General features: G+C 47.0%; 13 protein-coding genes, 2 tRNA genes and 4 pseudogenes. 6 read left to right on the top strand and 13 right to left on the bottom strand.

Translation table 11 applies throughout. From position 1 onward, the window contains the following. Nucleotides 1-28: 28 nt before the first annotated feature. Nucleotides 29-211, bottom strand: a complete 183-nt coding sequence (locus AC07UY_RS18915) for a YodC family protein (RefSeq protein ID WP_203360824.1) — start codon at nt 209-211, stop codon at nt 29-31. Between the two features lie 76 nt (nt 212-287). Beyond that, a complete protein-coding gene (locus tag AC07UY_RS18920) occupies nt 288-1,205 on the bottom strand; it encodes a DUF808 domain-containing protein (protein ID WP_494701763.1) in 918 nt (305 codons plus the stop codon). A 171-nt stretch (nt 1,206-1,376) separates the two neighbouring features. Here AC07UY_RS18920 and yedA point away from each other — a divergent pair, with 171 nt between their 5' ends. After that, nucleotides 1,377-2,297, top strand: coding sequence for a drug/metabolite exporter YedA (gene yedA, locus AC07UY_RS18925; protein ID WP_494701754.1), 921 nt, complete (start codon nt 1,377-1,379; stop codon nt 2,295-2,297). Here the strand turns inward: yedA and AC07UY_RS18930 are convergent. The 4 genes from AC07UY_RS18930 to drpB all read right to left on the bottom strand — a co-directional run bounded on the left by AC07UY_RS18930 (nt 2,289) and on the right by drpB (nt 5,256). After that, nucleotides 2,289-2,756 (bottom strand): very short patch repair endonuclease, encoded by a 468-nt coding sequence (locus AC07UY_RS18930; protein ID WP_494701755.1) that lies wholly within the window; start codon nt 2,754-2,756, stop codon nt 2,289-2,291. The genes yedA and AC07UY_RS18930 overlap by 9 nt on opposite strands. Beyond that, a complete protein-coding gene (locus AC07UY_RS18935; RefSeq protein ID WP_494701756.1) occupies nt 2,737-4,167 on the bottom strand; it encodes a DNA cytosine methyltransferase in 1,431 nt (476 codons plus the stop codon). Before AC07UY_RS18935 ends, AC07UY_RS18930 begins: the two co-directional genes overlap by 20 nt. Nucleotides 4,168-4,243: 76 nt before the next feature. Next, on the bottom strand, nt 4,244-4,936 hold the full coding sequence (locus AC07UY_RS18940; protein WP_494701757.1) for a phosphohydrolase: 693 nt from the start codon (nt 4,934-4,936) through the stop codon (nt 4,244-4,246). A 29-nt stretch (nt 4,937-4,965) separates the two neighbouring features. Further along, the gene (gene drpB / locus AC07UY_RS18945; protein WP_494661193.1) at nt 4,966-5,256 is read right to left on the bottom strand and encodes a cell division protein DrpB; all 291 of its coding nucleotides are present in this window, start codon (nt 5,254-5,256) and stop codon (nt 4,966-4,968) included. Nucleotides 5,257-5,893: 637 nt separating this feature from the next. On the opposite strand from drpB, the gene ompC reads away from it, so the two are divergent. Continuing rightward, nucleotides 5,894-7,072 (top strand): porin OmpC, encoded by a 1,179-nt coding sequence (gene ompC / locus AC07UY_RS18950; RefSeq protein ID WP_494661185.1) that lies wholly within the window; start codon nt 5,894-5,896, stop codon nt 7,070-7,072. A 205-nt stretch (nt 7,073-7,277) separates the two neighbouring features. Here the strand turns inward: ompC and AC07UY_RS18955 are convergent. Beyond that, nucleotides 7,278-7,580, bottom strand: a pseudogene (locus AC07UY_RS18955) (DNA cytosine methyltransferase); the annotation flags it as partial. Between the two features lie 112 nt (nt 7,581-7,692). Here AC07UY_RS18955 and AC07UY_RS18960 point away from each other — a divergent pair. Next, nucleotides 7,693-7,953: a YdgH/BhsA/McbA-like domain containing protein gene (locus AC07UY_RS18960; RefSeq protein ID WP_203360818.1), complete on the top strand. Its 261-nt coding sequence runs from the start codon at nt 7,693-7,695 to the stop codon at nt 7,951-7,953. 106 nt (nt 7,954-8,059) lie between these two features. Here the strand turns inward: AC07UY_RS18960 and AC07UY_RS18965 are convergent, their stop codons facing one another. Next, nucleotides 8,060-8,191 carry a hypothetical protein gene (locus tag AC07UY_RS18965; RefSeq protein ID WP_301697522.1) on the bottom strand — a complete coding sequence of 44 codons (132 nt, stop codon included), beginning with the start codon at nt 8,189-8,191 and terminating at the stop codon, nt 8,060-8,062. 86 nt (nt 8,192-8,277) lie between these two features. On the opposite strand from AC07UY_RS18965, the pseudogene AC07UY_RS18970 reads away from it, so the two are divergent. Further along, nucleotides 8,278-8,736 (top strand): annotated as a pseudogene (locus tag AC07UY_RS18970) (tyrosine-type recombinase/integrase); the annotation flags it as partial. Between the two features lie 66 nt (nt 8,737-8,802). On the opposite strand, the gene AC07UY_RS18975 reads toward AC07UY_RS18970, so the two are convergent. Continuing rightward, nucleotides 8,803-8,892: transfer RNA gene (locus AC07UY_RS18975), tRNA-Ser, on the bottom strand. A gap of 93 nt (nt 8,893-8,985) precedes the next feature. On the opposite strand from AC07UY_RS18975, the gene mtfA reads away from it, so the two are divergent. Further along, the gene (gene mtfA, locus AC07UY_RS18980) at nt 8,986-9,783 is read left to right on the top strand and encodes a DgsA anti-repressor MtfA (protein WP_494661186.1); all 798 of its coding nucleotides are present in this window, start codon (nt 8,986-8,988) and stop codon (nt 9,781-9,783) included. A 100-nt stretch (nt 9,784-9,883) separates the two neighbouring features. Continuing rightward, a tRNA-Asn gene (locus AC07UY_RS18985) sits at nt 9,884-9,959 on the top strand. A gap of 471 nt (nt 9,960-10,430) precedes the next feature. On the opposite strand, the pseudogene AC07UY_RS18990 reads toward AC07UY_RS18985, so the two are convergent. The 4 genes and pseudogenes from AC07UY_RS18990 to AC07UY_RS19005 all read right to left on the bottom strand — a co-directional run. Further along, nucleotides 10,431-10,704 (bottom strand): annotated as a pseudogene (locus AC07UY_RS18990) (hypothetical protein). Between the two features lie 161 nt (nt 10,705-10,865). Beyond that, on the bottom strand, nt 10,866-11,285 hold the full coding sequence (locus AC07UY_RS18995; protein WP_494701758.1) for an RHS domain-containing protein: 420 nt from the start codon (nt 11,283-11,285) through the stop codon (nt 10,866-10,868). Between the two features lie 179 nt (nt 11,286-11,464). Next, nucleotides 11,465-11,950 (bottom strand): hypothetical protein, encoded by a 486-nt coding sequence (locus AC07UY_RS19000; RefSeq protein ID WP_494701759.1) that lies wholly within the window; start codon nt 11,948-11,950, stop codon nt 11,465-11,467. After that, nucleotides 11,947-12,545: pseudogene (locus tag AC07UY_RS19005) on the bottom strand (RHS repeat-associated core domain-containing protein); the annotation flags it as partial. The pseudogene AC07UY_RS19005 and the gene AC07UY_RS19000, both read right to left, overlap by 4 nt. Between the last annotated feature and the right edge of the window lie 66 nt (nt 12,546-12,611).

Genomic DNA, 12,611 nt, shown 5'->3' on the forward strand with positions numbered 1-12,611 from the left:
CGCCCGGCATTCACCGGGCGTTTCTTCATCAGGCTTCTTCCCGAATTCGCCTTCCGTCACCGGGAACGAGTTCATTCTCATGGAATGCTTCCCGTTTTACGCCAAAACCGTCATACCAACGGCACTCGACCATTCCACTGGAATAACCGGTGACAATCATACGAGGTCCGCCATCTTTCATGGTCACTTCCTCGCTGACAACAAACACCATACCTGCCTCCTCTTCAGGTGAAACTGTTTCACCTTAGACGACGATGGCCTTTTTTGCGTACTTTGCCAGGGTGCAATTAGTGCGATACGCCCCGAACGCGCGCAACCACTTTTACCAGGGCAACAACAATGGCACCCACGATAAAGCCCAGCACGAGGTTAAGCAGCGTCGGCAGGATGAGAGCAATAAACGCGGTTTGCTGCTGGGCAAAATGTTCTATGGCATGGTGTAACGGCGCGATACCGTGTACCACAATTCCGCCCCCTACCAAAAACATCGCTAGCGTCCCGACAACGGACAATGCTTTCATCAGCCAGGGGGCAACGACTAACAAGCCTTTCCCCACGAACTGCGCCAACAAACTGGTTTTTTCCACCAGCCAGAACCCCATATCGTCCAGTTTTACGATGATCCCTACCAGTCCGTAAACGCCGACGGTGACGACCAGAGCAACCCCCCACAACACCAGCACCTGATTCAGCAATGGCGACTGCGCAACAATCCCCAGGGTAATGGCCACAATTTCGGCGGAGAGAATAAAATCAGTCCGAATTGCCCCTTTAATTTTGTCTTTTTCGAAGGTGAGAGGATCCTGCGCGGCGATGGCCTCCAGACGTTGCTGACGGTCTGCCGGACTTTCTTTGTGTTTTCGCGCCTCTAGAGTGTGGAGCACTTTTTCCACGCCTTCGAAGCAGAGAAATGCCCCGCCAATCATCAGTAACGGGGTGATAGCCCAGGGAATAAAAGCGCTGATGAGCAGCGCCAGAGGCACCAGGATCACTTTGTTTACCAGCGAGCCTTTGGCCACACTCCAGACCACAGGAAGCTCACGGTTAGCCCGCACCCCAGAGACCTGCTGCGCGTTAAGCGATAAATCATCGCCCAACACACCGGCCGTTTTTTTCGCAGCCAGTTTTCCCATCATAGAGACATCGTCCAACAACGTGGCGATATCGTCGAGCAACGTTAATAAGCTACTTCCTGCCAAGATAATTCCCTCTGTGTTTTTCTTTTTGACACAGCAAGTATGAAGTAAAACCGGTAAAGCTGAAACCGACCACAATGGCAACATTTTTCTAACAATACAGAGTAATTATAAATCTCGCCAGACACATAGTTTTGCAGTTTACTATGTTGCTCCTTTTTATTTCCACCGTGAGGATTTATGCGCTTCAGGCAGTTGTTACCACTTTTTAGCGCGCTTTTCGCGCTGTACATTATTTGGGGTTCCACGTACTTCGTGATTCGTATTGGGGTGGAAAGTTGGCCGCCGTTGATGATGGCTGGTGTGCGTTTCCTGTCTGCGGGGATTCTCCTGACGGCATTTTTACTCCTTCGCGGGCACAAACTCCCTCCCCTGCGCCCACTACTGAACGCGGCGCTGATTGGCATCCTGCTGCTGGCGGTCGGGAACGGACTTGTCACCGTCGCGGAACATCAGAACGTGCCTTCCGGTATCGCCGCCGTCGTGGTCGCTACCGTTCCGCTCTTTACCCTCTGCTTTAGCTGTTTTTTTGGTATTCAAACGCGAAAATTAGAGTGGGCAGGAATCGCTATAGGCCTTGCGGGGATCATCATGCTTAACAGCGGTGGCAACTTAAGCGGAAATCCCTGGGGTGCAGTATTGATTCTGATTGGTTCAATGAGTTGGGCATTTGGTTCGGTATACGGTTCACGTATTGCGTTACCTGTCGGGATGATGGCGGGCGCCATTGAGATGCTTGCCGCAGGGGTTGTGCTTATGTGCGCCTCTTTTATCTCGGGCGAGAAACTCACCGCCACACCGACGCTTTCCGGCTTTTTAGCCGTGGGCTATCTTGCGCTCTTTGGATCCATCATCGCGATCAACGCATACATGTATTTGATACGTAATGTCAGTCCCGCTCTGGCAACCAGTTATGCCTACGTGAACCCGGTTGTCGCGGTATTGCTGGGAACGGGGCTTGGCGGTGAAAGCCTCGCGTTTATTGAATGGCTGGCGCTGGGAGTGATTGTTTTTGCGGTAGTACTGGTCACGCTAGGGAAATATCTGTTTCCGGCAAAACCGGTTATCGTCGCGGCTGAATCCGCGAAGTCATTACAGTAAGTGAATACCCTGAGTGTCGATCTGCGCTGTGGCACCGCCCCCGCAGATCCACTCTTCAATCCGCTCAGATAACGCCGCGTCGTCGAGTTTCTCCCGCCCGCGCAAGGCGCATTCCCACAGAACCAATACCCGCCACCCCAGCGCCTGGAGTTGCAGAAGATCCCGACTGTCCCGTTCGACGTTTTTGCCAATTTTCTCCAGCCAGAATTCGGTACGGGTGGCAGGCACTTTGAACAGGTAGCAATCGTGGTGATGCCAGAAACACCCGTGGGTGAAGATGACGCAGCGGTACTCGTCGACGACAAAATCCGGACGTCCGGGAAGAGTGGCATCCTGCACGCGAAATGCAATTCCCTGTTCAGTCAGCAGGCTGGCGAGGCGCCGTTCGATCGCTGTATCACGGGTCGCTATCGCCCGCATATTTTTACTGCGCGTCGCCTTATCGTGTACGTCCGCCATGCTGACTCTCTTGCTGGCGCAGTGCAACGACCTGTTTAATTTTCGGTTCCAGTAATTTGGCCACGGCGGCAAATGCGGGAACCACAACAGAGTTGCCAAACTGACGATACGCCTGGGTGTCTGACACAGGAATACGGAACTGATAACCCTGCGGCGTCTCAAAACCCATTAACCGGGCGCACTCTCTGGGCGTTAATCTGCGTGGACGATACTGTTGGTTCTGCGGATCGTCAAAATCACACTCGCCCAGGGCCATATCCCAGCCGCGATCGATCAAGATTTCTGCGCCATCTTTGTAATAACGCGCAGACAGCGTTCTCGTCACGCTATCAGGGTTTGAGGGATAGACCATCCCGTAACCAAATCCATTTCCCCGCGCCTGGTGTTTTTTCGCATAGCGGTACAGATACTTCCACAGGACCGGCGTCAGAACGTATTTTGCTTCAACGGCGGGTTCCAGCAGTTCAGCAAGCGTGACACGACGCTGCGGATAGCGCGTCACAATATCCCGCAATGTAAAATCGGCTTTCAGGTTCAGATCTCGCCGAAACCCTACCAGGACGATACGTTCGCGATGCTGGGGCAAGAAATGCCGCCCATCGATGATCTTCGGATCATCAGGACCATTATCGGCGGCATCCGCCACGTCGTAGCCCAGTTCATCAAGCGTCTGCATAATAATACGGAACGTTTTGCCCTGATCGTGACTCTTCAGGTTCTTCACGTTCTCAAGCACGAAAATCGCGGGACGACAGGCATCAATGATCCGCACCACATCAAAGAACAGCGTGCCCTGCGTATCACAGGCAAAACCATGCGCACGGCCCATCGCATTTTTCTTTGATACCCCGGCGAGTGAAAACGGCTGACAAGGAAACCCCGCCAACAGAACATCGTGCTGCGGTATATGCTGGCGAATATGTTCGGCGGCCTGCTGATCCGTCACGCCGTCACGATGACTCAGGGTAATGTCGCGAATATCTTCATTGAAGTGATGTGTCTGGGGATCGCAGTAACAGTTTGCTTTATACGTTCGTACTGCGTGTTTATTCCATTCGCTGGTAAACACGCATTGCCCGCCTATCGCTTCAAATCCACGACGTATTCCGCCTATTCCGGCGAAAAGATCGATAAAGCGAAAAGCATAATGGGGATGATGCGCCGGCGGCGTCGGCAGCAACGTTTTAAGATGGGCAAATTCGTTATCACTTAACCGATGCCATGCGGAATTCGCCACGACGCGTTTTAAAATGGCCGGGCTCCAGTGATTCTCCCCAACGCTATTAAGGTGCGCCACCAGCGTTTTCACATCGTAGATTTCCAGCAATTTATCCAGCATCGCCTGAACCGCGATGCTGGTATTGTCTGTCATCAGATCCTGAACACCTGTAACTGAAAGATTATCCTGCATACATTTGACCGGCCAAAATTGATATTCGACAGGTTAACATAAAATGAAGGTATTTACGTTTCGGGTGTGAACGCTATCAGTCAGCGCTAAAAGACTGAATAACGGTGTGATCCAGCGATTCATACTCACCGTTCAGCTCTGCGCTCAGTTTCGCCATATACGCCACCAGGAAATCGGCGTTGTGCTTCGCCAGCGCTTTTCCTTTGGCTGTTTGCATGGTTTTCGGCAGCACCAGTAATTTGCTCTGGAAATGGTCGAGCGCAAACTGTTTATCGTCGAGGGAACGGTTCTGGGCAAAAGGATCCTCTGCATCAAACAATGCCACGCCCAGCGCGCCCGATACCGCAAATACGCGAGCCAGGCCAATGGCGCCGAGGGCTTCCAGTCGGTCGGCATCCTGCACGATTTTCGCCTCAAGCGTAGCTGGTGTAATTTTTGCGCTAAAACTGTGGGCCTCGATCGCGTGAACGACCGCAGGTATGCGTGTTTGGGGGAATGATGGGAAATCATTCATTAATATACGACTGGCCTCTTTCGCCGCTAACACGGACGAACGGTGGCGTTCAGGATGGTTTTTAGGGAGGCTGATAATGTCATGAAAGTAACATGCCGCCAGCACCACTAATCCGTCTACCGTTTCATGAGCAGACAGTTTTTGCGCTGTCGCCCAGACACGACGAAAATGAAAAATATCATGGGCAGCATCCTGCTCCCGATGATGATCGCTAAGCCAACTCTCAAACTCTCGTTGCCACTGTTGCAGACTCATGTCGCCTCTCCTCGTGTAAAGGCTTCACGTTAGCAACTTTCTCTGCCACCTTCACGCCGAATATCACGAGGTCTTGTGTACCATGCAATTCCCCCCAGGATGACGCCCACCAGGCTCAACACAACAAATCCCAGCAAAGCTCCCAGCCACTTGCCTGCCGTTGACCCCAGATCACTCTCCATGCCAGGAACAGGCACTGACTGAAGGTTGCTCATCACCCAGATATACCGCGCCATGGCCCAGACAAAATAGCTGCAAAAAGCATAAAAAACCCACAACGCCAGTTTTCCGCCCAGACTGCGGTTTGCTTTTTCTTCCATATTGGTCAATTTATACTCCGCTTTCGTGATGTAACTAAAACGACGAAATTTACACAACTTTGTGATTATAATCACATTCAACTGTGAAGTAAGGCGCTATACGAGCTTTGGTTATTTATTTTACATATACATTGATCTCAGGCAATTTTAGTTAAGGCTTCGAAAGCCTTGTCAGTCCAGACAAGAAACAAAAAGTGTCAACAGCAGAGATTTAAATTATTAATCTCATGAATGAAATTAACAACAGCGCATCATTTTAATTTTATGCCAGAATAGCCCGTTATTATCCATTTACTATTCACTTTAGCAATACTTCATTGCCGGCATCTCTGCCGTTTTTTCCTGAACCAAATACCACAGACAAACATTATTAATACACTCAATATTATTAATTCAGATAATTTTAGTGAGACAAATCATAACCAAATGAAAGTTAAACATAATTACAGACAATAAAAACAAACTGAGCCATATTTAATTATTTATAATAAAGTCTTCAGAAACAATTTGAATTATTTTAAATAGATTTGTTACATGTTATTTTTAAAAAACAATGAACTTCATAGAATAGTATCTCAATGTACTCCCCCGGATAGAGTACATATTCATACGAATTATTATCATAAGGATATATATAATGAAAAGAAAAGTTCTGGCATTGCTTGTCCCGGCATTATTAGCGGCAGGCGCAGCAAATGCGGCTGAAGTATATAATAAAGACGGCAATAAACTCGATCTATACGGAAAGGTTGATGGTCTGCACTACTTCTCTGACGATACCGGCAGTGACGGTGACATGACTTATGTCCGTTTCGGTTTCAAAGGTGAAACGCAGATCGCAGATCAGTTCACTGGTTACGGTCAGTGGGAATATAACATTCAGGCAAATGGTACTGAAGGTGACAAAGGCGACTCCTGGACTCGTCTGGGCTTTGCGGGTTTAGGTTTTGGCCAGAATGGCACCTTTGATTATGGTCGTAATTATGGCGTAGTTTACGACGTAGAGGCATGGACTGATATGCTGCCAGAGTATGGTGGCGATACCTACACTCAGACTGATGTGTTCATGTTAGGTCGTGCTAACGGCGTTGCTACTTATCGTAATAATGGGTTCTTCGGCCAGGTAGACGGTTTGAACTTTGCATTACAGTATCAGGGTAATAATGAAGGCAGCAGTGCTGGCCAGGAAGGTTCTGGTAACAGCCAGGGCCGTAAATTAGCCAAAGAAAACGGTGATGGTTTCGGTATGTCTACCTCCTATGACTTTGACTTTGGTTTAAGTCTGGGTGCTGCATATTCTGCCTCAGACCGTACTGATGATCAGGTGACTCGTGGTTACGGGGATCGTTCTCATGCTAACAGCTATGCCGGTGGCGAAACGGCAGAAGCCTGGACCGTTGGCGCTAAATATGATGCTAATAACATTTATCTGGCAACAATGTATGCAGAAACTCGCAACATGACGTACTACGGCAGTGGTGATGGTAGTGAAGGTGGCATCGCCAATAAAACAAAGAACTTTGAAGCCGTTGCACAGTACCAGTTCGACTTTGGTCTGCGTCCTTCTCTGGCCTACCTGCAATCTAAAGGCTCAGATTTAGGTGGTTGGGATCACGATAGTAAAGGCAACCCTCGTTACACCGACAAAGATTTGGTCAAATACGTTGAAGTTGGTGCGACCTACTACTTCAACAAAAACATGTCCACCTATGTTGATTATAAAATCAACCTGTTGGATGAAGATGACGAGTTTTATGCTGACAACGGCATCGCAACAGATGACATCGTTGCTGTTGGTCTGGTTTACCAGTTCTAACTTCCCGTCTTCCCAGGCCCGCGTTGCGCGGGCTTTTTTATCCCCCCGCCTTTCACCTATCACCGTGATAAATAATCACCACCGATATCGTCCAGTGAATAAAGTCATTATCCAGACTACGCTCTGTCTTAAGCACAAACTGTTAGTTCATGTCAGCATTGATGAAAAATAACCCGCCGTAGCGGGTTGAATTAACTGTGTTTTATTAAGCGGCAATCTCTTTATGCTGACAAAGCTCAGGTAAATTAGCTCGCACTAATGCCTCTGCAAATGGCGGCGGAACAGCGTTACCACATCGCGCTACCTGCTTGTCCTTCGCGTATTTCTGACCCCGATAATCCTGATCGATGATGTACCACTCCAGGAAGCCTTGAGCGCGGTAGAGTTCATGCGGCTGCAACATGCGCATGCCAATATCTACAATGCGCTTCATAACGCTATCTACTTCCACAAATTCGAAAGCATCTTCACCACAATATTCACGAAGAAAATCACGTACTGACTCGGCGTGTGGGGAGTAGAGAAGAATTATCCCATTTAATCTTGACATTTTTCTGTGTCATTTCACCTATAATTTATGAGGTGATTATGTTTAATCACTCATAAGCTAGGAGGATGTAATGATGAAAAATTTACTTCACTTTTCAATAGCTGTGATCCTGATAGCTCTTCCGATAACGACTTTTGCTGTTGATTCTCTTACCAATGGGAACTCTGCCAGTCACATGAGCGGCACCCTCACTGCAAAGGGAAACAGTGTTGAAGATGTTGAAAGCACCCTTAAATCGGAAGCAATTAACAGCGGTGCATCAGCATATACGATTACTACTGAGAGTAATGATGCTGGGCAGGTCTACGGTGAAGCAACCCTCTATAAATAAATGTTGATCAACAGGAAGAATGTATCATCCGAAAAATTAACGGCTCCCTCAATAGAGCCGCTATACCCAGATAAAACTAAGCCCCGTATTAGTGGAGCTGATTGAGTTACACCTTAAACCGGTGCGTGGTGGTGCGCGCACCTGGCGCCATTTCTTGCTTGATGGCTTCACGCTTGCGTTCGAACTCATCCGGCACCGTCACAGCCTGTAATGGTGGTGCTGCGTAGAGTGCCTGCATTTCATGCCCCTTTGCTATATCCCATTGAAGGCCTGCATCAACATAACCCCAGCCACCAACGCAATTTTCAGAGCGGTATCGAGCACGCCAGGCTATCCGATGTTCTTTCTCTCAAATGGTCGCAAATAAGCGAGGAAGGCATTTTTATCCAGCAAGGGAAGACAGGGACAAAACAAATTAAAGTCTGGACTGAGAGGCTTCATAACGCCATAGAACTTGCAAAGACTCTGGGCGGACGGGAAATCGTTATCAGTAGCAGTAAGAAAACTAAGTATTTGAAAAGTGGGTTTAACGATCTGTGGTAAACGGCAAGAGAAGCGGCAGGAAAAAAACTTGATAGAAAACTGCCATGTACTTTTCACGATCTTAAAGCCAAGGGAATCTCTGACTACGAAGGTTCGAGTAAAGACAAGCAATTATTCTCAGGTCACAAAACTGAAAGCCAGGTTGTGGTTTATGACAGAAAAGTGAAAATTTCTCCCACATTGGATCTTCCAGTATTAGGCAAATCAGAAGATGATGATGGCGAGTTTTATACCAAGTGAATATACCAACACTATACCAAGTGTGACATGAGTCGTTGAATGGGATTGAACTAAGTGCTTGAATAGTGGCGGAGAGAGGGGGATTTGAACCCCCGGTAGAGTTGCCCCTACTCTAGTTTTCGAGACTAGTCCGTTCAGCCGCTCCGGCATCTCTCCGTTCTGGTGGTTGCAATGATGCCAGGTAATTTGGCATTTTAACAGACCCTGCCCGTTCAATTTTGTTCAAGTGACGAGTTTGCGAGCAAAACGATGATTAAGTGGCCCTGGAAAGTACAAGAAACAGCGCAGAATGAAGTCCTGCCGTGGGAAAACGCCCTTGCCATTCCTCTGCTGGTGACGCTCTCTGCACAAGAACAAGCCAGATTGATTGCGCTGGCAGAGCGTTTTTTACAGCAAAAAAGGCTGGTCGCGCTTCAGGGTTTTGAGCTGGACTCGCTAAAAAGTGCCCGCATCGCGCTCCTTTTTTGTCTACCGGTTCTCGAGTTAGGCATCGAATGGCTGGACGGTTTTCATGAAGTGCTAATCTACCCTGCCCCGTTTGTGGTGGATGATGAATGGGAAGACGACATTGGGTTAGTACATAACCAACGTGTCGTTCAGTCCGGACAAAGCTGGCAGCAAGGGCCTATTATTCTCAACTGGCTCGACATCCATGACTCCTTCGATGCCTCCGGATTTAATCTGATCATTCACGAAGTGGCGCATAAACTGGATATGCGTAATGGCGATCGCGCAAGCGGCATTCCTTTAATCCCGTTGCGGGATGTTGCCAGCTGGGAGCATGACCTGCACGCTGCCATGAACAATATTCAGGACGAGATTGATTTAGTGGGAGAAACGGCATCCAGTATTGATGCCTATGCCGCTGTCGACCCTGCTGAATGTTTTGCCGTCTTGTCAGAATACTTTTTCAGTGCGCCAGAACTGTTTGCACCACGATTCCCGGCACTGTGGCAACGCTTTTGCCAGTTCTACCGCCAGGATCCGTTACAGCGTTTACGCGATAGCGACAATGACGACGAGCAGCGGGCTTCATATGTACATTAATTCTCTGATTTGAGGATTAATTAACCAATTGAAATAGCGTGCGAATTTTACTGTTGACACCGTGTGGTGTGGTCAGTATTATTCGCCTCGTTCAAACGATTCCTCTGTAGTTCAGTCGGTAGAACGGCGGACTGTTAATCCGTATGTCACTGGTTCGAGTCCAGTCAGAGGAGCCAAATTCTAGTTTTGAGACATTCCTATGAGTCTTGAGATTAAAAAAAGAACTTATTTTTACCCGGTTGACTCGAGAGAGGCTACCGGTTTTTTTGATCCCCAATTTTGAGTATTTAATCTGGGCCACAAGGTTCAGTGAGCAAATGAAGCCCCCGCTATAGCGTTGACAGATGCCGCTATCCGCAAGATGTAATCCTCAGACAAACTCAGAATACGCCACAAAAACCACAAGACTATTGCCGCTACGTACTATCAGCAGCATCCCAGCCTGCACCTTCAAATAACTTACGCGAAGCCGTATTTGAGACCGGACTGGGCGAGACCGTGAAAGATTCGCAGGGGAGTATTGTGCTAATGGCCGATAATAACAAGGTGCGGAAATTACTGAAGGGGCTTTATCAAGCAGAAAGGTGGGTTAAAGGAATGCGGCGGGAGGTGGCTGAGGTGATGAAAGGCAATTAATTAAAAACACTTTACCTTAATCCGTCTGGTTTTATTTCAGGATGTTTTTCATATAACGTATTCATTATTTTAATAAGCATCACACCCATTATCAACCCAACAACTCCCCGATATGCCTCAAATTCACTTTCGTCACAATGAGATTCAACGACAGCAACAGATTCATCAAGCTCCTTACCGAATCTCAACATTAATTCACTAATTAATATGGCTGTATTTTTATCGCTTACCATACACTCTCCCGTAATAAATAACATCATTGATTTTCTTTACATTCATCAACATAATTCAAGAAATCGAATTCGTTGTTTTTGTAGGTAACTAAGTAAATAAACATTTACTAATTCAGTTATTTTCAATCATTTTTCACCTTAACCACTCACCAGGTTCATCTATATCAACACCACAAGCAATAAGGTCAAGAGAATCAATATCTGTACTAGGATTCAGTGGATACGTGTACGGACTCCATCCCTCCTCAGTACAATAGGATCCTGCGTGATATATCTCCCCTGCACCGGATCATAATACCGGTGCAGGTTGTTATAGTGCAGCCCTGATTCCTCGTCATACCACTGTCCCGGTAGTCTCAGCGACTGCTCCATCTTCTTCGGATTGTCTTCGGACAGAAAATTTCCCCACGGGTCAAGTTCCGCTTTCCAGTCTATCTGTCCTTCCTTGTTTATCAGTGCCGACGGTGTCCCCAAATGGTCGCACTGATACAGGTGAACACGGCGGATATTCACCACCGGCAGCCGGTCAAGCTGTGCCGCCATCAGTTGTGCTGGTATGGTCGAAAATGCCAGCCATTCACGACTTCGTTCTGATAGTTCTCCCGCCCGCAGGTCCTCCTCTAACCGCGCCATGTCTGCATACTCCTACGCCGTCAACGGTATCTAGCTATACTCTCTGTACAGTTTTCGCCCAGGCATTTCAGAGATAGCAGTTATTGTCTCACCTATCATAACCGTTTTTGTGCCCATCCCATCAGGGCTGAAGCCTCCAGAACTATCTTCGTTAAGATCAAATAGGCTGTTGTTCTCCTCTATAAATAACTGTCCCAAAAATCCCTACAAGCTTTGCTTGCATAAGAAAATTTTAGTATATCTGCTTCGTAAGCAATGAATTGAGCCAAAATTAATAATTGGGCATCAGAAAATCTAAGTATAAAATTTAAAAAATCATCATAATCTCGGTATTCAGGGCATAGATATTGTTGAACAAAATCGGATTCAAAAACCCAAAATTCATTTTTATTGTGTAAGGAAGCATAGATGTATAGAGGTATATAATAAAAAAAATCACACTCAGAAATAAATGAAAGGCCAAGTTCCAGAGCATAAGAATCTTCTTTTAAATTCAAATTATCTGCAATTTCACCCCATTGCCTCCCCGAAAAAAAAGCATGCACTAGTTCAAGATCACTTAATCCTCTCATATCTTCTGAAAAGACTGGAATTGGTTGCATCGGGAAAATACTCAGAAGTTCATCGTATACTTCTTTTCCATTTAGAAAATTTATTTTTTTCATTTTATCAATCCACTGCAATCAGAAGCTGTTTTATATGCTTTATTTTCTTCTTCCATATGAGATTTATCACCTCCACCAAAGCATTGATTATTAATTTGCTTTCTAACCGAAGCGCATGCCAAATTAACTTCATATCTCCTCAAAAGCTCATTTTTTGGCATTTGCGGGGAACAAGCTCTAGATTGATTACATAATCTATTTTTCTCACTTTGCAAGTCATTAAGATCTTGAGGTGTACAATTCCCACCGGAATTCAATCCAGACTTATGCTCGCTTGTTAATTTATCCGCCTCTGGGCTAACTTTGCGTCCATATTGATCGGTATTGACCTGTTGAGCTTTTTGAGTCTGAACCGTTGAGCCAGCACTTAAGAGGAAAGATAAAAATATTCCACCCTCAATTATACATAAGTCCTCCACACACAAGCCCAACGGATCTACAAATTGCTGCGGATTGAGCGCATATCCATATAAATTCCATCCCCCCCTCAGCCCTATCGGATCCTGAGTGATATATCTTCCCTGCTGCGGATCATAGTACCGGTGCTGGTTATAGTGCACCCCGACTCCTCGTCATACCTCTGACCAGGTAGTCTCTTGTCAGAAAAAGATCCGCCCGTGCTTGCATCGGGGAGGTGTCCATATAAGCTATTTAGCCGCAA

Source organism: Citrobacter sp. GW821-FHT02E08 (assembly GCF_059421685.1).